At 68.9% G+C, this 18,692-nt stretch carries 16 protein-coding genes; 1 reads left to right on the top strand and 15 read right to left on the bottom strand.

The window, feature by feature from the left end; translation table 11 throughout:
- Positions 1-4: 4 nt before the first annotated feature.
- The 14 genes from E1B00_RS07020 to E1B00_RS06955 all read right to left on the bottom strand — a co-directional run bounded on the left by E1B00_RS07020 (position 5) and on the right by E1B00_RS06955 (position 13,904).
- Positions 5-1,519 carry a lipopolysaccharide biosynthesis protein gene (locus tag E1B00_RS07020; protein WP_139446998.1) on the bottom strand — a complete coding sequence of 505 codons (1,515 nt, stop codon included), beginning with the start codon at positions 1,517-1,519 and terminating at the stop codon, positions 5-7.
- Positions 1,520-1,531: 12 nt separating this feature from the next.
- Positions 1,532-2,296 (bottom strand): class I SAM-dependent methyltransferase, encoded by a 765-nt coding sequence (locus E1B00_RS07015; protein ID WP_176693143.1) that lies wholly within the window; start codon positions 2,294-2,296, stop codon positions 1,532-1,534.
- 17 nt (positions 2,297-2,313) lie between these two features.
- On the bottom strand, positions 2,314-3,093 hold the full coding sequence (locus E1B00_RS07010; protein WP_139446994.1) for a cephalosporin hydroxylase family protein: 780 nt from the start codon (positions 3,091-3,093) through the stop codon (positions 2,314-2,316).
- Between the two features lie 43 nt (positions 3,094-3,136).
- Positions 3,137-3,919: a class I SAM-dependent methyltransferase gene (locus tag E1B00_RS07005; RefSeq protein WP_139446992.1), complete on the bottom strand. Its 783-nt coding sequence runs from the start codon at positions 3,917-3,919 to the stop codon at positions 3,137-3,139.
- Positions 3,916-5,175: an NAD-dependent epimerase/dehydratase family protein gene (locus E1B00_RS07000; RefSeq protein WP_176693142.1), complete on the bottom strand. Its 1,260-nt coding sequence runs from the start codon at positions 5,173-5,175 to the stop codon at positions 3,916-3,918. The genes E1B00_RS07005 and E1B00_RS07000 overlap by 4 nt, the downstream gene beginning before the upstream one ends.
- Positions 5,172-6,209, bottom strand: coding sequence for an ATP-grasp domain-containing protein (locus E1B00_RS06995; RefSeq protein ID WP_139446988.1), 1,038 nt, complete (start codon positions 6,207-6,209; stop codon positions 5,172-5,174). The genes E1B00_RS07000 and E1B00_RS06995 overlap by 4 nt, the downstream gene beginning before the upstream one ends.
- Entirely contained in the window at positions 6,202-7,323 is a 1,122-nt protein-coding gene (locus tag E1B00_RS06990; protein ID WP_220396235.1) for a DegT/DnrJ/EryC1/StrS family aminotransferase, read from the bottom strand. Before E1B00_RS06990 ends, E1B00_RS06995 begins: the two co-directional genes overlap by 8 nt.
- Positions 7,320-8,540: a class I SAM-dependent methyltransferase gene (locus tag E1B00_RS06985; RefSeq protein ID WP_139446984.1), complete on the bottom strand. Its 1,221-nt coding sequence runs from the start codon at positions 8,538-8,540 to the stop codon at positions 7,320-7,322. Before E1B00_RS06985 ends, E1B00_RS06990 begins: the two co-directional genes overlap by 4 nt.
- Positions 8,537-9,076, bottom strand: a complete 540-nt coding sequence (locus tag E1B00_RS06980; RefSeq protein ID WP_139446982.1) for a dTDP-4-dehydrorhamnose 3,5-epimerase family protein — start codon at positions 9,074-9,076, stop codon at positions 8,537-8,539. Before E1B00_RS06980 ends, E1B00_RS06985 begins: the two co-directional genes overlap by 4 nt.
- Complete coding sequence (gene rfbG, locus E1B00_RS06975; protein WP_139446980.1) at positions 9,073-10,164, bottom strand: CDP-glucose 4,6-dehydratase; 1,092 nt, start codon at positions 10,162-10,164, stop codon at positions 9,073-9,075. The genes E1B00_RS06980 and rfbG overlap by 4 nt, the downstream gene beginning before the upstream one ends.
- Complete coding sequence (gene rfbF, locus E1B00_RS06970) at positions 10,146-10,916, bottom strand: glucose-1-phosphate cytidylyltransferase (RefSeq protein ID WP_139446978.1); 771 nt, start codon at positions 10,914-10,916, stop codon at positions 10,146-10,148. The genes rfbG and rfbF overlap by 19 nt, the downstream gene beginning before the upstream one ends.
- Positions 10,917-10,990: 74 nt before the next feature.
- Complete coding sequence (locus tag E1B00_RS06965) at positions 10,991-12,862, bottom strand: hypothetical protein (protein WP_139446976.1); 1,872 nt, start codon at positions 12,860-12,862, stop codon at positions 10,991-10,993.
- A gap of 79 nt (positions 12,863-12,941) precedes the next feature.
- Entirely contained in the window at positions 12,942-13,349 is a 408-nt protein-coding gene (locus E1B00_RS06960) for a pilin (protein WP_139446974.1), read from the bottom strand.
- 126 nt (positions 13,350-13,475) lie between these two features.
- Positions 13,476-13,904, bottom strand: coding sequence for a pilin (locus tag E1B00_RS06955; protein ID WP_139446972.1), 429 nt, complete (start codon positions 13,902-13,904; stop codon positions 13,476-13,478).
- A gap of 360 nt (positions 13,905-14,264) precedes the next feature.
- Between E1B00_RS06955 and E1B00_RS06950 the strand changes: the two genes are divergently transcribed.
- Positions 14,265-17,252 (top strand): spermine/spermidine synthase domain-containing protein, encoded by a 2,988-nt coding sequence (locus tag E1B00_RS06950; protein WP_139446969.1) that lies wholly within the window; start codon positions 14,265-14,267, stop codon positions 17,250-17,252.
- Positions 17,253-17,255: 3 nt separating this feature from the next.
- Here the strand turns inward: E1B00_RS06950 and E1B00_RS06945 are convergent, their stop codons facing one another.
- On the bottom strand, positions 17,256-18,644 hold the full coding sequence (locus E1B00_RS06945; RefSeq protein WP_139446967.1) for a sigma-54-dependent transcriptional regulator: 1,389 nt from the start codon (positions 18,642-18,644) through the stop codon (positions 17,256-17,258).
- Positions 18,645-18,692 lie beyond the last annotated feature (48 nt).

Below are 18,692 nucleotides of genomic sequence, written 5' to 3'. Positions count from 1 at the left end.
GCCGTCATTCCGCGGACCGCGCGCGCAGCCGCTGCGCCTGAGTCCGCACCAGGGCACGTACGTCCGGCGCGGCGAGGCCGGCGGCGCAAACCGCCAGCAGCGCGGTAGCGAACAGCCAAGCCAGGTCGGCTGCGGTTTGTTCGAGCGTCGGCCGCAGGGCCTTGGCCGCCGCCACGAGCACGCCCGCCGCCAGCAGCGCGGGCAACAGGTCCCGCAGGTACCAGCGCGCCGCTTCGCCCGGCAGCATCCGCCGGTGCATGGCCGGCACGAAGAGCGCGCAGTAAGCGAGGTTCGCGAACAGCCACAGGCTCGCGGCGCCGGCCAGGCCGTAGCCGTCGACCGCGTGCAGGCAGTAGGGAATGCCCAGCGCCAGCGCCAGCGCGTTGGCGATGATCGCGAGCCGGGCGCTGCCGTGCGCGAGCTGCAGGGCGTAGGGAACGATCATCAGGCCGTTGAGCACGCTGCCGGCCGTCAGCATGGCCAGCGGCAGCGCGATCCGTGCCGAGAGTGCGGCATCGCCGGTCCACATCCGCAGCAGGTCTTCTGGATAGGCGACGATGACTCCGCCAACCGCCGCCGCCACCACCGCCACGCATTGGCTAGAGAGATGGTAGAGGCCGGACAGCGTCGCCACGTCGCCCTGGGCGACAAGGCGGCTCATCCGCGGGTAGATCGCGCTGAACATCGGCTGCAGCAGGCGACCCAGCCCGGCCGTCACTGTCAGCGCGACCGTGTACAGCCCCAATTCCTGGAGCGGGCGCAGTGCCGACAGAGTGAACCGGTCGACCTGGGTCAGCAGCAGCGACAACGCCGTGGCGGCGAACACGCCGAGCGCGAACCGATGGGCGTCGAAGAGTTCGGAGAACCGGAATCGCGCAGGCTCCGGCGCGGCCGGCAGCCGCCGCCAGGCCGCGACGGCGAAGCCGGCGGTCTGCAATGCCGCCACCAGCACGAACCACGCCAGGAAGCCGAGGATGCCGGTGTCGGTGAAGTACAGCACCGGCAGCACGCCGGCGTAGCGCAGGGTGGAGAACGCGGCGGCGAGCGCGTTCGACCTTGGCTGCTGTTCCAGTCCGGTCATCGCGGCGGCGTAGAAGCTCGACGGCCAAAGCAGCGCGACCGCCAGGCCGATCAGCACCACGGCGTCCACCAGGGTTGGCCGCCCAAGGGTTTCCGCGTTGAGCCAGCCGGTGGCGATCGCCGGAGCCGACAGGCAGATCGCCAGTCCGATGCAGAGTGCGACGGGCCAGACCAGCCATTCGAAGCTGCGCACGAGCTGCCGGATGCTGCCCTGGCGCGCAGGGTCATGGTGGCGCCGGGCGATCTCGCGGCTTAGGAATACGCCCGTGCCGAAGTCGAGCAGCAGCGAGAGCGACTGCAGGCCCAGCATGAATCCGACCAGCCCGAAGCTTTCCGCGCCGAGCCTGCCGACGTAGACCGGCACGAAAGCCAGCCCCATCAGGGCGATCCAGGCCTGGCCGCCGTAGTTGGCCAGGATGCTGTCGCGCAGGCGTGCCATCGGGTTCGCCCCTCAGCCCGCTTCGATGTTCCGCCGCGCGACCAGGAGCGTGGACTCGAAGTCGCTGCCGGCCGCCGCGTCCGGCAGCAGGCGCGGGGTGCCGAACCCGATGTCCTGCAGGGTGCGCAGGACCTGGCCTAGGTCGTAGGCATGCAGCTGCATGGGCGGCTCGCGCAGGGGCCGGCCGCGCACCAGGTTCCGGACTGCGTTCGCCGGCCAGAAGTGGTAGCGCAGCCAGGTGAGTGCATTGACGAGCCAGGAGGTGGTGCGTGCGTGCGGGAACTGCAGCACCAGGAAGCCGTCGGGCGCAACCCGTTGCGCCAGCGCCGCGATCAGGCCGTGGCCGCGCGCCGGCGGGATGTGCTGGAGCACGATGTAGGAATGGACCAGATCGAATCCCGCGGCGACCCCGTCGAGGCGATCGTGCGACGGCGCCAGTGTGACGTTCCCGATGCCCTGCGCGGCGCAGTTGCGCGCCGCTTCGGCCAGCATCGATGGCGACACGTCGATGCCGGTGGCGCGGTCGCTTGCACGCGCGAGGGGAATCAGCAGGCGCCCGACGCCGCAGCCAAAGTCCAGGCTCTGGCGGGGCGCGAAATCTGGTGCGAAGGATTCGCGGATGACCGTCAGCACCCGCTGCACGTGCCGCGCGCCGGAGTCGAAAAACGCGTTCCGGGCCTCGTCCGATAGCGCCCGGGTCCGGAATTGCTCGCTGCTCAGCACGCCGTAGTAGGGGTCGTCGCGGCCCCAGGCCTCCCAGTCGCGGTCGGTCCCCATGTTCGGCCCCTGCGCCATCAGCCGCGGCGTCGGAGGTAGCCGCCGGGAGCGACGGTGATCAGCAGCTTCGATTCCAGCGCCTGGTCCACCTCGAAATCGGCGTTGCCCTCGAGGAATGCGGCGACGGCGGTCTTCGGGTTGTCGCCCTTGCCCCAGGGCCGGTCGGCGAACATGTCCGCGGGCATGTCCTCGATGAGGGTATCGAACACCACGCAGTAGCCGCCGGGCGTGACCAGCGGGGCGTAGGCCTGCAGCTCGGCGAGCACGTGTTCATGGGTGTGGTTGGAGTCGAGCAGCACCATCACCCGCTGGTAGCCGGCGGCGGCCCGCGCGACCCGGGCCACCACCTCCGCATCGATCGCCGAGCCCTGGACCATGTCGATCATGTGCGACAGGGGATGCGACTCGATGGCCTCCCGGTTGTGGGGACGGATATCGATGTCCACGCCCAGCACCCGGCGGCGCGATGCCGTCGGGTCCAGCGTGGTCCCCGCGGCCACCGCGTCGCAGTAGTCGAGCATCGCGAGCATGGCCGCACTCATGACCAGCGAGCCGCCGTGGGCGATGCCGGTCTCGATGATCAGGTCCGGCCGCGTCCGCCAGATCAGTTCCTGGATGGCCACCATGTCCTGCGGGAACTGGATCAGCGGCCGGCCCAGGAAGCTGAAGTGGTAGGTGTAGCGGTGCGGGCTGGTGGCCTCGACCCAGGACAGGGTCAGCGGCCACAGCGTCGGGTCGCGGCCCATCCGCTGGATGTCGTCGGCGACCGAGCGTTCGAATTCGGCACTGGGGTTCATCGGCGGCTAGCTCCTGGTTCGGCGGTTCGCGGCGGCGGCATGCTCAGCGCCGGGTGACGCAGGCGTAGATGATATTGCAGTCCTCCGGGCGCTCCTTCCCGAGCTCGTAGGACGCGCGGCAGAACTCGGCCTTCCAGTCGCGCGGTTCGGCGCCGACCCGGCCCCACCCGAATCCGCCCTCCTGCCACAGGCCGTTCTTGAGGAACCAGTCCATCTGGGGCGTCGAGAGCATCTTGTAGAAGATGCCGCCGGTGGCCTCGATCCGGAGGCCGGCGGCCTCCAGGTCGCGGGACAGGGTCTGCATCGAGTAGGAACGCCGATGACCGGCGACGTTGATGTCGAAGGGCGACAATTCCTCGCAGCTCTCCAGTGTGCCCATCAGCACGGCGAGGCGCCGGTTGACCGCCAGCGCGTTGGGCACGTGCACGATCAGGATGCCGTCCTCGGCGAGGAAACCTGCGACCTTGCGCAGCACCGCCACTGGATCGATCACGTGTTCGAGCAGGTCGAGCATGAAGACCGAATCGAAGCGTTCGTCGGTGGCGAAATCCTCGATCAGGCACTCGTGGAACTCGGCCCCGGGAACCCGGGCGCGGGCCTCGGCGAGGTGGCGCCCGGACGCGTCCACGCCGACCACGCGCGGGAAGTGCCGGGCGAACTCGGCCGTCATCAGCCCGTCGCCGCAGGCGACGTCCAGCAGCCGGGTGCCGCGGCGGTGCTCGAGGCAGGACTGGACCTTGTAGTGAGCCAGGAAATGGTTGTACTCGCTGTGGTAACCCGAGCGGGTCCAAGGGAAACTCTCCTGGCGCTGCTTCTCTTCGTTCATGCCTTCGGTTCCTGTAGCGTCTGGGTGTCGGCCGGCGGCGAGGGATCTTGCGCGAAGCGCAGGAGCGCCTCGTGCACGGCCGTCGTCGGCCGCCAGCCGATGGCCTGTTCCAGTCTGCTCGGGTCAAGCTGCACGTTGCAGGTGGCGCCGTTCACGCGCGTCTCGGACAGCGGGCTGGCTGAACCGAGCGCGGCGCCGATGAGTTCGGCCATGCGCCGCGTGCTGGTCAGGGCGCCTCCGCCGACATGGAAGGTTCCGGTACGGCCGGCTTGTATCAGCCCCCAGACCGCCGCAGCGTAGTCGTCGGCCGGCACGAAGTCGAGCGCCGGCCGTCCGTTGTCGTAGCGGTGGGTGTCCATGGCGGTCCCCGCCGCCGCCTGCTGGCGCAGGTTGCGGACGAAGGCCGGCGCGATGCCCGGGCCCAGGACCGGCCCGCTGCGCAGCACGGTGCCGGCCAGGCCATGGCGCTGGACGAAGTGCGCGATCAGCTGTTCGCACAAGGCTTTGGTGTCACCCAGGCAGGTGGCTGGGCGGACCGGCGTCGCCTCCGTGGCGTGCAGTTCATGCGCCTCGTGGCCGGCGAACACCAGCCAGGTCGAGGGAAAGAACAGTGTGCCGGATCGTGTCGCGGTGGCGTCGAGCACGTTGCGCAACATCGCCAGCGCGTCGCCGAGCGACCGGCCGAGGTTGGTGGCGTGCGGCTGCGCGAAATGCGCCACGCGTCCGATCCCATGCCGGCGCAGGAAGGCGTCGATCGGTGCCGGTCCGTCCAGCAGGTCCAGTTCGTCCCGCGTCGGCGCCCAGAGCTCGATGCCTGACGGGCGCGTCCGCCGCAGCAGCCGGCCCAGCCGCCCGTGGCCGCCGGTCAGCAGGATCCGGTTCGGGGGCGCATCGGGCGCCGCGGGCGGCTCGCCGCAGGCGGCGCGGACTTCGGCGAGCACCTCGACCCGGATTTCGGGCGAAGGCGTGGTGGCCAGCACGGTGATCAGCGCGGCATCGAAACTCGTGCCCTGTTCGGCGGCGAGCACGGCCGTGGCCACCGCGTTGCTGCGGGAAATGCCGTGGTCGCAGCAGACCAGGACCCGGTCGCCGCGGCGCAGCGCGGACAGCGCGGCGTCCACGTGTCCGCGGATGGTCGCGGCATCGTTCCCGGCGCGGTCGACCAGGTTGCGGACGTCCACGAGCACGACGCCGGCGTTGCCGACGCCTTCCTCGAACGGAGCGGTCCCGAGACGCGGCGAAATCCAGCGGATCACGTCCGCAGCTCCCCGTCGGGCACGAACCGCTCGGCCAGGCTGCGGAGGTACCAGCCGGCGCGCAGCGGCCCCGGCGCGATCGGCGTGCCGAACGCCAGGTACTGCAGCAGCAGGTCGGGTTCGTTGAAGCCGGCCATCGCCCGCAAGTAGCACGACGCGGACAGGCGGGGATTGATCTCGAAGGGCAGAAGCTGGCCATCGCGCACGCGGCCCTGGACGTTGATCGGACCGCGGCTGTCGATCGCCCGGGCGATCGCTTCCGCCTGCCGGCGGATATCCGGGAAGTCGGCGATGTAGCCCTGCGAGTAGCCGCTGGAGACGACGCCGCCGCGATCGCGCGACATCACCGAGAGCTTGGCGTCCAGACTGCGCCGCAGCGCCACCGATCCGGCGACTTCGCCATCGGGCGTGGACAGGACGCCGACCGTGAACTCGCCTACGTCGGGCCGGATGTATTCCTGCGCCACCGGGGTACCGCCGGCGCGGGCGATGTGGTCGGCATAGGCGGCCGCCTCGGCCTCGCTGGTGGCGAAGAACACCTGGGCGCTTCCACCGGTTCCGGTGGCCGGTTTGATGATGCAAGGCAGGCCGACGCTTTCTTCGAAACCGTGGCCGGTGCCGGCGCGCATCGTCCGCGGAATGGCGATGCCCAGCGCCCGCAGCCGCTCGAACGCCGCCGACTTGTCGGCGAACCGGGACACCAGCGCGGAATCGTTTCCGACCAGGCCGATGCCCTCGGCCACCAGCCGGTCGCGTGCGGCCCCGAGCAGCACCATCGGCTGCTCCCCGCCCGGCAGCAGCCAGCGCGCGCCGGCGTCGCGGCAGGCCTGCACGACGCCGTCGACGTAGTCCTCCCGGCGCACCAGGAAGGTGCGGCGGAAACCCTTGTCGTAGAGTCCATAGGCGGTGCTGGAAATGTCGCAGCCATAGACCTCGTAGCGGTCGGCCAGCTGCAGGCACTTGAGCAATTCGGTGCCCAGCGAAGCGCCGCCGATGCCGGCGACCATGACGCGCAGCCGCGCACGGTCAGCCATCGCCGAAAGCCTCGCGCACCAGGCGCACCACCCGGTCCATGTCCGCGCTCGACAGATCGTGGTAGCTGGGCAGGTTCAGCGCACGGCCGGACAGCGAATCGCTGATGGCGTGGCGTGGTTGCCCGGCAAACATGGGCAGGGAGGACAGCGGCCAGAAGAAGACCCGGCCGTCGATGTTCTCCTCGGCGAAGCGGCCGAGCAGGCGCTGGCGATCGAACCCGCTGCCGGGATCGGCGACGAGGGTGGGCATCCAGTAGCCGTTGCGGGTGCCGGCCGGCTCCGGGTTCAGCGCCAGCGGCAGCCCGGCCAATGCGTTGCGGTAGTACTCGAAAACGCGGCGCTTTCCGGCGACCAGCGTGTCGATCCGCTCCAGCTGCGCGCAGCCGATGGCCGCCTGCAGGTTGGACATCTTGAACTTGAAGCCGATCCGTTCCGGCCAGAACTGCCGGGCTTCGCCGCGTGCGCGGCCGTGGTTGGACAGGGTGAGCACGCGTTCGTAGAGCGCGTCGTCGTCGGTGACGAACACGCCGCCTTCGCCGGTGGTGACAGTCTTGGTGCCGTGGAATGAGAACGCCCCGAAGGCTCCCATCGAGCCGGCGCGGCGGCCATGCCAGACCGAGCCGATCGCCTCGGCGGCGTCCTCGACCAGGGCCAGGCCGTGCCGTTGCGCGATCGCCGACAGCGCGTCCATGTCGCAGAGGTTGCCGTATAGGTGCACCGCCAGGATGGCGCGGGTCCGCGGTGTGATCGCCGCCTCCACCGCGGCCGGATCCAGGCACCAGGTGTCTGGCCGCACGTCCACCAGCACTGGCGACGCGCCGAGGTGGACGATCGGCGCCGCGGAGGCGATCCAGTTGATGTCGCCCAGGATCACTTCGTCGCCCGGACCGATGCCCAGCCCGGCAAGTCCCAGTTCGATCGCGCCGGTGCCGCTGGATGCGGCGATGGCGTGGCGGCTGCCAAGGTGTTCGCGGAACTGCTGTTCGAAACGGAGGATATAGTCGTAGCAGTGCTCGCCCCAGCCGTTGGCGGCCGCGTCGGCGGCGTAGCGGACCTCGAGCTCGGTGATCGAGGGTTTGGTATAGAAGATCCGTCCTGGCGTCGTCGCGTTCACCACAGCTCCATGCGGGGCACGGCCGCGGCGAAGCGGCCTCCCCATTCGCGGATATAGTCCAGTTGCGTCGAGATCTCCGCGCGCAGGTTCCAGGGCAGCACCAGGACGATGTCTGGTCGATCGGCGCGCAGTTGGCCCTCGTCGACCACGGGGATGCGCGAACCGGGCAGGTAGCGGCCCTGCTTGTGCGGAGAAGCATCCGCCACATAGGGCAGCAGGTCGGGGCGGACTCCGGCGTAATTCAGGAGCGTGTTGCCCTTGGCGGCCGCTCCGTAGCCGGCGACCCGGCGGCCCGCGCGCCGCTGCTCGAGCAGGAAGGCAAGCAGGTCGTGCTTGACCGCGTCGGCGGCGGCTTGGAATCCCCGGTAGAAATCGTCCTGCCCCATGCCGGCGGCCAATTCGCGCGAGAGCAGCGCGTCGACCGACGCGCCGCGGTCCCTGCGGCCGGCGTGCGATGCCCAGAGCCGCAGGGAACCGCCGTGGGTCGGAAGCTCTTCGACGTCCCAGACCTCCAGGCCATGCGCCGCGAGCACCCGGACCGCGGTCTGCAGTGAGAAGTAGGAAAAATGTTCGTGGTACACCGTGTCGAACTGCCGCTGCGCGACCAGCTGCATCAGATGCGGGAACTCGAGGGTCACCGTGCCTCCCGGTGCCAACACGACCGCCAGGCCGGCGACGAAATCGTTGAGGTCGGGCACGTGGGCCAGCACGTTGTTGGCCACCACCAGGTCGGCCTGCCCGCGGCCGGCCACCAGGTCCCGGGCCATGGCCAGGCCGAAGAACGCCTGCACGGTTTCGATGCCGCGGGCACGCGCGGCTTCGGCGGTGCCGCGGGTCGGCTCGACGCCCAGGCAGGGAATGCCGGCGGTCTGGACGTACTGCAGCAGGTAGCCGTCGTTGGACGCGATCTCCACCACCCAGGACGCTGGCGTCAGCCCAAGCCGGGCGACGGCAAGCCCGACATAGGCCTGCGCGTGCGCCAGCCACGACCGGGAATACGACGAGAAGTAGGCGTAGTCGGCAGAGAAGATCGAGGCGTGGTCCTGCACCTCGTCCACCTGCACCAGCCGGCAGGCCGTGCAGGTGTGCAGCTTGAGCGGGAACCACGCCTCCGGCGCGCGCAGCGCAGCGGCGTCGAGGTAGGCATTCGATGGCGGCGCACTGCCCAGGTCGAGGAACACATCCTTCAGCGGTGCGGCGCAGAAACGGCAGTTCATGCCTGGATTCCCCGGTAGTCCTGAGGCAGCAGGGCTGCGTTTGCGTCCTTCGCCGAGACGTCGCGGACCGGCAGTGGCCAGCGGATCGCGAGCCGCGGGTCGTCGTGGCGCAGCCGGCCTTCGTGCGCCGGGCTCCAGGCCGCGGTGTGGAAATACAGCAGCTGCACGTCGTCGGTCAACGACTGGAAGCCGTGCGCGAAGCCCTCGGGGATGTACACCTGGGTCTGCGCCTCGCCGTCAAGTTCGATGCCGTGCCAGTGCAGGAAGGTCGGCGAGCCGGCCCGCAGGTCGACGGCGACGTCGAACACGCGGCCGCGCAGGCATCGGATCAGCTTGCCCTCGGCGGCCGGCGGCGCCTGGAAATGCATGCCCCGGAGTGCGCCGCGGCGTCGCGTCGTCGACAGGTTCACCTGTGGGAAATGGCGGCCGTCGAACGCGCTGTCGCAGTAGATGCGCACGAACTGGCCGCGCGCGTCCGCCACCGGCTCGGTGTCGATCCGCAGCAGTCCCGGCAGGGGCAGCGACTGCAGCTTCATCGCGCCCACCCCAGGCCCGCGGCGCGGGCATCGGCCGAATAGCGCGCGACGTCGTCGGCCGTCAGCAGTCGGCCGGTCTCGGCCTGTGCGCGGTACCAGGCCACGGTGCGCGCCACCGTGTTGGCGGCGCTCCATACCGGGCGCCACCCGAGGTGGCGCTGGGCCTTGCCGCAATCGAGGCGAAGCTGTGCGGCTTCGTGCGGATGCGGGCCCGGGTCGGACGCCAGGGTTGTGCCGGGCCAGCGGTCGCGGAACGCGCCTGCCAACGCCTGCACGCTGATCGTGGCGTCATCCGACGGACCGAAGTTCCAGGCGCCCTCCACCGTTTCGCCCGCCAGCAGCGCCTGGCCCAGCCGCAGGTAGCCCGACAGCGGTTCCAGCACGTGCTGCCAGGGCCGCACGGCATCGGGGCGCCGCAGCCGAAGCGGTTCGCCGGCGGTGGCCGCGCGCACGAAGTCGGGCACCAGGCGGTCCTCCGACCAGTCGCCCCCGCCGATCACGTTTCCGGCCCGCGCCGTGGCGAGGCGGATGCCGGCCGCCGCGAGGAAACTTTCGCGATACGACTCGCTCACCAGTTCGGCGCAGGCCTTCGAGGCGCTGTACGGGTCATGCCCGCCGAGCGGATCGTCCTCGCGGAAGGGTCGGGGCGGGTCCAGTGGTCGGTAGACCTTGTCGGTGGTCGCGTTGACGACGGCCTGCACGCTGCCGCAGGCGCGCGCCGCCTCGAACAGGTTCACCAGGCCCGAAACGTTGGTGGCATAGGTGGCCACAGGTTCGCGGTAGCTGCGCCGCACCAGCGGCTGCGCGGCAAGGTGGAAGACCAGCCGGGGCCGGACCCGCGCGAACACGCCCCGCACGGCGTCGGCGTCGCGCAGGTCGACGACATGGTTTTCCACGCGCGTCAGCGACAGCAGCTCCCAGTGCGAGGGCCGGGTTTCGGGCGGCAGCGCCAATCCGCAGACGCGGGCGCCCAGAGCGTCCAGCCAGGCGCAAAGCCACGAGCCCTTGAAGCCGGTATGGCCCGTCACCAGCACGTCCAGTCCGGCGTAGGCGCCGTCGAACTGGCTCGTCAGCTCCAGCTTTTCCACGGTGCCTTCCCGGACTGCCACAGCTCCTCGAGCCGGTTCTTGTCGCGCAGCGTATCCATCGGTGCCCAGAAGCCTTGGTGCACGAAGGCCGACAGCTGGCCACTGCGCGCGAGCTGCTCCATGGGCCCGCGCTCCCAGACGCAGTTGTCGCCATCGATGAGGTCGAGCACCTCGGGTTCGAGCACGAAGAAGCCGCCGTTTATCCAGCTGCCGTCACCTTGCGGCTTCTCCTCGAAACGGGTGATGCGTCCGCCCTCCATGTCGAGGGCTCCGAAGCGGCCGGGCGGCTGCACGGCGCATACCGTCGCAAGCGTGCCGCGTTGGCGATGGAAGGCGATCGATCCCGAGATGTCGATATTCGACAGCCCGTCGCCGTAGGTGAAGCAGAACGTGCCGCCGTCCAGGTAGTCCGCGACCCGCCGCAGGCGGCCGCCAGTCTGGGTGGAATCGCCGGTATCCACCAACGTGACGCGCCAGGGTTCGGCGTGCTTGTGGTGGACTTCCATCCTGTTCTCCTTCAGGTCGAAGGTGACGTCGGAGGAGTGCAGGAAGTAGTTCGCGAAGTATTCCTTGATCAGGTAGCCCTTGTAGCCAAGGCAGATCACGAAGTCGTCGATACCGTGCTGCGAGTACGACTTCAGGATGTGCCAGAGCACCGGACGTCCGCCGATTTCGACCATCGGTTTCGGGCGCACGACGGTTTCTTCGCTGATCCGGGTGCCCAGGCCCCCGGCGAGGATGACGGCTTTCATTGCTTGCGGCGGATCCGATCGTGACCTGAACGCATCGTATCCGACAACCTGCGCCCGGTGGTCCCTGGTGTGGCCTAGCGGGCGTCCGAGGGGGTGGGCGGCGCGGCGTCGGTAAGGCCCAGCTCCCTCATCCGCCGCATCACCGCTTCGGCCTGGCGACCATGGCCCTCGACGATAAGGTTGCTCAGGACCAGGTTCGCGAACGCGGAATCAGTCGGGTCCCGGGACACCGCCTGCAGGTACAGCCGTTCGGCCCAGGCCTCGTCCTGCAGGTCGGCAAGCACGAAGTCAGCGAAGTAGGCGTAGACGTGGCCCGGCCATGGTTGGCGGTCGAGGAGCGCTTGGTAAGCTTCGGCCAGTCGCCTGGCGTCCAGTTTTATGCCTTGCTTGTGCTGGGAGAGCAGTCCGTTCACCGCCATCGCCTGTTGCGGGCCGATGGGCTGAGTGCGCACCTTGTCGATCAGGCGGTCCCACCATGCGGGGTCGGTCGGGTAGCCGGAGACGGCGGCCATCAGGATCAGGCCCTGCTCGGGCAGTGGCGAGGCACCGGGCAAACGGGACCCACGTTCAAACTCCTGCATGCCCAAATGGAGGAAGGGCGAGTCGACCGAGCCGTCCGACATGTCCACGTAGGTGGTCGCAAGATCGTTGCTCGCACGCGGCGACTGCGGATTGCGGGCGACCAAGTCGGTCGCCAGCAGCAGCGGATGGCCCCAGGTTGCCGACCGGATGGTGGTCAGGACGCCGAACATCGCCACGACCACCACCACGGCAAAAACCTTCAGCGCCGGGCCATCGCGCGTCGGCAGCCGTCGGATGACGTCGGCCGCTGCGACCACGATGCCGAACAGGGCCAGGTAGTTGCGGTGCTCGAACGCCATTTCCAGATTCAACGGGCCGCTGGTGAGCGCATGGGCGGCAAAGAACCAGCCGATTCCGAAGGTCACGATCGGTGCGCGTCGGCGCAGGAACCAAGCCAGAGCCGCCAGCGAGGCCAGCAACAAGCCGCCGCCGAGTGTGGTCCACGGCGACAGCCAGCCGGTGGACTTGGGATAGTTGTCGTAATAGAAAGGCAGCGAATCGGGAAGCGGCAGCAGCATCTGCCCCAGATGCATCGGCAGGATCCTGAGCTGGGTGAGCAGGCGCTCGCCCACGGTGAAGTCCCGGCCAGCGAAGCTTTCGGCGGGGGCGAAGCGGGGCACCACGTAACCGAAGAACAGCACGGCCGCCGCCAGGGTCGCGCCGGCGTACGCCCAGCGTAGGCCGCGGGCTAGGCGTTCGGACCGAGCCTCGAATCCCAGTAGCGTGAACTCCAGCATCAGGGCAAAAGCCGGGAACAGGATGGCGGATTCCTTCGCCAGGAGGCCCATGCCGGCCAGCAGGCCGGACGCCGCCAGCCACAGTCCGCCGCGCTCTCCCCGCATCTGGCGCAGGCGGCCCTGCAGGTAGGCGAGCAGGGCAAGCAGCACGAATGTTGCGGCCAGCATCTCCATGCGCTGCACGATGTACAACACCGTTGAAACCTGCAGGGGGTGGGACGCCCAGGCCGTGGCTATGGCGAGCGCCGCCCAGGGCGTCCATGGCCCGCCGGCCCGCGGCAGCGCAAGCAGTCGTGCCGCCAGCAGAAAAACGAGGAGGGTGTTGAAGAGGTGCACCGCCAGGCTGGTCAGCTTGTAGCCGTAGGGGTGCTTGCCGTGGAAGTAGTGGTCCAGCGCAAAACTCAAAGTCGACAGCGGGCGGCCATAGGCGCCGGGCTCGTAGGCGCGCGCCGCCCGCGACAGGGAAGCGAGATCCAGCGAATCGATCTGGATGCGTGGATTGATCTGGATGTTGTTGTGGTCATCGAAGATGAAGCCACCGGACAGCCCCGGCCAGTAGGCCAGTGCGACCACCAACAGCAGAAGTAGAGGCAGGAGCGGGCGAACGGAACGCGGCAGGGACGTCATCAATCAAGCAGCTTGGTCGGAAGGATCCACGCAGAGTACGAGAACCTCGCTGCTAGGTCATGCCTGGCCTGAGCCAAGGTCAGCCGCAGCCTTCGGGCTTGTGCTTCGTGGCCGCCACGGACGTGACGCAGTTCCAAGCGCCGCTGCTGTTCCGTTCAAGCCGTACGGTCTCGTTCTGGACCAGAGGATGGCCGTTCAAGCGGCACTCGATGAAACCCGAGCCGGGCGTGGGGTCCATCGAGATCAGGTTGCAGCGAGGGGTGCTGGACCGCAGTCCGATGGCCTCGATGTCGAAATTGGTCGCGTTGTTCGCGAGGATCTGCGCTTCGTAAAGCGTCTTGCCACCGGTGATGTCAGCGAGGCCGGCGGTCACCTGGGAGCGGATGGTGTAGTCCTGATAGGCCGGCAGCGCGATCGCCGCCAGGATGGCGATGATGGCGACGACGATCATCAACTCGATCAGCGTAAAGCCCTTCGTAGCGCGCATGGCAGCTGGCTCCAAGGGGTCGGCTTCCGGGGGGATGAAGTCGGCCGGGTATCTCGGGATGTCGGCATTGCGTCGGAAGAAGCAGGGGCGGAAACCGCCCCTGCCGATGCAGCGGTCAGGCGTGGATCAGTTGCAGCCGCCCGGGTTGTACTTGGTCTTGTCAGCAGCCGGGAGGTCGGTTTCGCACTGCCAGGCGCCCGAAGCATTGCGCTCCAGCGTGATCTTCTGGCCAGCGACCTTCGGGTTGCCCTGCAGGGTGCACTCGATGATCTGGCCGGAATCGTCGTCGAAGTCACCGGTGGCAACGATCGACGAGCAGCGCGCGGTGGCGCTGGCCAGACCGATGGCGCCCGCATTGGCGGTACCGGTCGAACCACGGTTGATCAGCTCTTCGAACGCCGTCACGCCGCCACGGATGTCGGCCAGGCCGGACGTGACCTGCGAGCGGGCGATGTAGTCCTGATACGCCGGCAGCGCGATGGCGGCCAGGATGGCGATGATCGCGACCACGATCATCAGCTCGATCAGGGTGAAGCCTTTCTGGATCTTCTTCATGGGTAAATCCCCTAGGTGGATTGTGGTTGTCACGTACCGGTACGGAATCCCCGTCCGTGGGTAGCCGTGCCTGGGCACGTGCTAAGTCAGTGAAGCATCAACTGTGCCAATCCTGAGAGGATCGTCACAGGCCGGAATATAGGCAGATTAGGTAACGCAAGACCAGTCTGGGGAGGGACAACGCGCATTATTTTCGGTCCTTTGTCATAAAGTGACGCAGTGCGTCAGTAATTGACGTCTCGAACCGTGAGCCAGCGCACGTTTTGCCGGCACCGGGGGGGCAGGGCGATTCCGCTATGCTCCGGTGCTGACGACGCCAGGGGACAAGGAATGCCGAGCAGGACCAAGGGATTGGAGCGGATGCTGCTGGCGCTGTTTGTCGCCTCGGGTTTCGCGGGACTCATCTATCAGGCGATCTGGTCGCACTACCTTGGCCTCAGCCTGGGCCATGCCGCCTACGCGCAGACGCTGGTGCTGGCGATCTTCATGGGCGGCATGGCGCTCGGTGCCTGGCTGGTCAGCCGGCGCGGCGTGCGCTGGCGGCGGCTGATCTTCGCCTATGCGCTGGTCGAGATCGTCATCGGCCTGGCCGGCCTGGCCTTCCATCCGCTGTTCATCGCGTACACGGGGGTTTCCCATGACCTCGTGTACCCGGCGCTCTCGGAGCCCTGGGCGGTAAGGGCCTGGCAATGGGGCAGTGCGGCGCTGCTGATCGCGCCCCAGAGCATCCTGCTGGGAATGACGTTTCCGCTGATGAGTGCCGGCTACCTGCGCGTGGCGCCCGGGGCCGACGGCGAAATCCTGGGCGGGCTGTATTTCAGCAACAGCGTCGGCGCCGCCTTCGGCGCATTGTTCGCGACCTTCGTGCTGTTGCCGTCGATCGGCATGCCCGGCGCCGTCGCGGTCGCGGGAATCGTCAATCTGGCCGTGGGCATCGCGGCGTGGCTCGTCTCCCGCCGTGGCGATGTATTGCTCGCCGCCGCTCCGTCCGAGGCGGACCCCAGACCGGCCGAGCGGCCGGTGGAGGCCTCGTTCTACCGCATGATGCTGCTGGCGGCCGGCATCACCGGGGCGAGCTCCTTCGTGTACGAGATCGGTTGGGTGCGCATGCTCAACCAGGCGCTGGGCACCACCATCCATTCCTTTGAGCTGATGCTTTCGGCGTTCATCCTCGGGCTGGCGTTCGGCGGCTTGTGGATCCGGGGCCGCAGCCGCACGATCACCGATCCGGTGGCCTACGCCGGTTACGCGCAGATCTTGATGGGCTTGGCCGCGCTGGTGTCGCTGCCGGTGTTCGCGCAGAGTTTCCGGTGGGTGGGCCTGCTGATGGACTGGGTGCCGCGGACGGATGGCGGCTACTCGATGTTCAGTCTCGGCAGCGCGGTCGTGGCCCTGCTGGTGATGTTCCCGGCGGCGTTTTTCGCCGGCATGACGCTTCCGCTGTTCACGATGTCGCTGCTGCGGCGGGGTGCGGGGGAGTCCGGCATCGGGCGGATATATGCCGCCAATACCCTGGGCGCGATCGTCGGCGTGGCTCTGGCCGTCCACGTGCTGATCCCCGCCATGGGCCTGCACCTCGCCGTCACCCTGGCGGCATTGGCCGACATCGTCCTGGGCTTCGTGCTGCTGCGCCATTATGCCGAGGGGGTCCGTCCGGCGGCCTATCTGGGCGCGCTGGTCACGACGATGCTGGTGCTGGGCTCGAGCCTCGTGCTGGGCCGGGCCGATCCGCAGGCGCTTGCGTCCGGCGTTTTCCGCACCGGCAGCGCGACCCTCGACGAAGCCTCGCGTGTACGGTTCCTGCGCGACGGCAAGACGACGACCGTGGCGGTCTATACCCAGGGGGCGGCGGCGACGATCGCGACCAACGGCAAGCCGGACGCGGCCATGCAGCTCGATCTGGCCGTGCGGCCCTCCGACGACGAGATCACGATGCTGATGCTGGGCGCCATGCCGCTGGCGGTGCACCCAGAGCCCAGGCGCATCGCCGTCATCGGCTGGGGTTCGGGCCTGAGCACGCATACGGTGCTTGGCAGCCCGGTGCCCGAAGTCGTGGACTCGATCGAGATCGAGAGGGCCATGTACGACGGTGCGATGCTGTTCGGCTCCCGGGTCGCGCGTGCCTATTCCGATCCGCGCTCGCATCTGCACATCGACGACGCGCGCACCTACTTCTCCACGGGCCAGCGTCGCTACGACGTCATCGTCTCCGAACCTTCTAACCCTTGGGTCAGCGGCGTCGCAAGCCTGTTCACCCGGCAGTTCTACGGCTTTCTTGCCAGCCATCTGGAGGACGATGGCATCCTGGTCCAATGGGTCCACACCTACGAACTCGATGACCGGTTGCTGGCCACGATCCTGTCGGCCCTTTCGGCCGAATTCCCCCACATCGAAGTCTACCGGCCCAATTTCGGCGACCTCGTGCTGCTGGCCAGCCATCGGCCCATTCCGCCGCTGAGCTATCCCGCGGCTGCCGGTTCGGACCTTCAGCGGGAACTGGCGCGGGTCGGCCTGGCCACCGCAGCGGACTTCTCCGCCTACCGCGTCGGCTCGCAGCGGCTGGTCGAAAACCTGGTCCGGTTGACCGGCGCCGAGGCCCACGACGACTTCTATCCCACGGTCTCGCTGCAGGCTCCCCGGTCCCGATTCCGCGGCGATTCGGCGAAATGGCTGCACGCGCTGGCCGAAAGCGGCTTGCCGGTGCTCGAGCTGACGGACGGTCGCCGGCCGCCGCGTCTGTCGCAAGGCCTGACGCCAGGGCGCGACGATGCCATGGTGCGATTGCCGACGGTCGCCCTGAACGTCGCGGACGCGCTCCGGACGGGCGACATGTCCACCGTGTCGAAGGACTACCAGGGCATCGCCGCGCAGGCAACGCTGCTGCGCGGCCTTTCCCTTGCACCGGTGTCTCCGGGGGAAGTCGACAGCTGGCTGGTCGCCGCGACCACGGTGGCCGAGTTCACGCTCTCGCACCTTCCGGCCGAAGACCAGGAAGGCGTTTGGCGCGCCCCGGCCTGGTACCTCGCCGACGGGCAGCCCGATGCGGTCGAAGCGGTGCAGCGGGCCTATGCGGCGACCGCGGGCCGCGAGCCGGGCGCGATGCTCGAGTCGGGGCGGCAGGCCCTGGCCACACTGGGGCTAGACCGGCCGCTGGCAACCCGGGAGCACATGCTGGTGATCGCGATGCTGGGTGCGATCGGCAGCGGACAGCCGGCCGAGGCGATGCGCCTGGACCGCGAAGAAGGCGCATCCATTCCGGTCCTGCCTGGTTCCAGCTACGGGTTCGTCCGTGCCTATCTGCTGGCCTGGGCCGACGGATCGCTACCGCAGGGCGGCCCCGGCCAGTAGCGCCTACTCCATCCCCAGCTTCTTGAGCTTGTAGCGCAGCGCCCGGAAGGTGATGCCGAGCTGGGCGGCGGTCTTGGTCTTGTTGTAGCGGTTCGCCTCGAGCGCCTTCTGGATGGTGTCGCGCTCCATCTGCTCGATCGCGTCCGGCAGGGCGGTGGCGTCCGGACCCGCCAGCCCGGCGGCGGCCTGGGTGGGTGCGGCCAGCACGGCCTTTAGCGGCACGTCGGCTTCCTGGCCGATCAGGCTGTCGACCTGCGGCAGGTAAAGGTCCGCGACTTCGATGCGCTGGCCTTCGCACAGCGCCACGGCGCGTTCGAGAATGTTCTCCAGCTCGCGCACGTTGCCCGGGAACGGATAGGCGCTCAGCGCCGCCTCCGCTTCCTCCGACAGCATCGGTGCGTCCGGCTGGCCGGCGGCCAGGCGTTGCAGGATGGTGGCGGCGATCGGCGCGATGTCCTCGCGGCGCTGGCGCAGCGGCGGCACCTGCAGCTCGATCACGTTGATGCGGTAGTACAGGTCGTGGCGGAACTTGCCGTCCTCGACCAGGCGGCCCAGGTTCTTGTGGGTCGCCGAAAGGATGCGCACGTCCACCGGCAGCTCGGCCGGGGCGCCGACCGGGCGCACGGTCTTCTCCTGGATCACGCGCAGCAGTTTCACCTGCATGTGCAGCGGCAGCTCGGCGACCTCGTCCAGGAACAGCGTGCCGCCCTGGGCGATCTGGAACAGGCCTTCCTTGTCGGCGTGCGCGCCGGTGAAGCTGCCCTTCTTGTGGCCGAACAGTTCGCTTTCCATCAGCTCCGACGGGATCGCGCCGCAGTTCACCGGCACGAAGGCGCCGGCGGCGCGCGAGCCCTGCTCATGGATCAGGCGGGCGACCAGCTCCTTGCCGACGCCGGATTCGCCGGTGATGTAGACCGGCGCCTGGCTGCGTGCGACGCGGCCGATGGTCTGGCGCAGCTGCTGCATGCGCGGCGATTCGCCCAGCAGGCGGGCGCTCGCCGGGCTGGCCGTGCGGCGCTGCTCGTTCAGGCCCAGGGCGTGCTGCACCAGCCGCCGCAGCACGGAAAGGTCGACCGGCTTGGTGACGAAGTCGAAGGCGCCGGCCTTGAGTGCGTTCACGGCGGCTTCGACGTTGCCGAAGGCGGTGATCATCGCCACCGGGGTGTCGGCGTAGCGCTGGGCGATCAGCTCGATCAGCTCCTGGCCCGAGCCGTCGGGCAGGCGCATGTCGGTCAGGCAGAGGTCGTAGCTGGACTGGGCCAGCTGCGCCCGGGCGCTGGAGAGGTCGGCCGCCGTGTCCACGCGCAGGCCCATGCGGCCCAGGGTCAGGACCAGCAGTTCCCGGATGTCGCGTTCATCATCGACTACGAGGGCGCTGCGGGGGGTGGCCATGCGGTACCGGAGGGGTTGAGGCCCCTACACCTTAGCCGAAGCAGCTGG

It is taken from the genome of Arenimonas terrae, from assembly GCF_006265115.1.
GTDB classification, from domain to species: domain Bacteria; phylum Pseudomonadota; class Gammaproteobacteria; order Xanthomonadales; family Xanthomonadaceae; genus Arenimonas; species Arenimonas terrae.
The sequence above is the reverse complement of the archived record's forward strand: the minus strand, read 5'-3'. Positions and strand labels throughout refer to the sequence as shown.

What these genes read in the sequence shown, in the direction of transcription:
- E1B00_RS07020 (WP_139446998.1), bottom strand. Translation starts at nt 1,519, where the DNA reads ATGGCACGCCTGCGCGACAGCATCCTGGCCAACTACGGCGGCCAGGCC.
- E1B00_RS07015 (WP_176693143.1), bottom strand. Translation starts at nt 2,296, where the DNA reads ATGGGGACCGACCGCGACTGGGAGGCCTGGGGCCGCGACGACCCCTAC.
- E1B00_RS07010 (WP_139446994.1), bottom strand. Translation starts at nt 3,093, where the DNA reads ATGAACCCCAGTGCCGAATTCGAACGCTCGGTCGCCGACGACATCCAG.
- E1B00_RS07005 (WP_139446992.1), bottom strand. Translation starts at nt 3,919, where the DNA reads ATGAACGAAGAGAAGCAGCGCCAGGAGAGTTTCCCTTGGACCCGCTCG.
- E1B00_RS06995 (WP_139446988.1), bottom strand. Translation starts at nt 6,209, where the DNA reads ATGGCTGACCGTGCGCGGCTGCGCGTCATGGTCGCCGGCATCGGCGGC.
- E1B00_RS06985 (WP_139446984.1), bottom strand. Translation starts at nt 8,540, where the DNA reads ATGAACTGCCGTTTCTGCGCCGCACCGCTGAAGGATGTGTTCCTCGAC.
- E1B00_RS06980 (WP_139446982.1), bottom strand. Translation starts at nt 9,076, where the DNA reads ATGAAGCTGCAGTCGCTGCCCCTGCCGGGACTGCTGCGGATCGACACC.
- rfbF (WP_139446978.1), bottom strand. Translation starts at nt 10,916, where the DNA reads ATGAAAGCCGTCATCCTCGCCGGGGGCCTGGGCACCCGGATCAGCGAA.
- E1B00_RS06965 (WP_139446976.1), bottom strand. Translation starts at nt 12,862, where the DNA reads ATGACGTCCCTGCCGCGTTCCGTTCGCCCGCTCCTGCCTCTACTTCTG.
- E1B00_RS06960 (WP_139446974.1), bottom strand. Translation starts at nt 13,349, where the DNA reads ATGCGCGCTACGAAGGGCTTTACGCTGATCGAGTTGATGATCGTCGTC.
- E1B00_RS06955 (WP_139446972.1), bottom strand. Translation starts at nt 13,904, where the DNA reads ATGAAGAAGATCCAGAAAGGCTTCACCCTGATCGAGCTGATGATCGTG.
- E1B00_RS06950 (WP_139446969.1), top strand. Translation starts at nt 14,265, where the DNA reads ATGCTGCTGGCGCTGTTTGTCGCCTCGGGTTTCGCGGGACTCATCTAT.
- E1B00_RS06945 (WP_139446967.1), bottom strand. Translation starts at nt 18,644, where the DNA reads ATGGCCACCCCCCGCAGCGCCCTCGTAGTCGATGATGAACGCGACATC.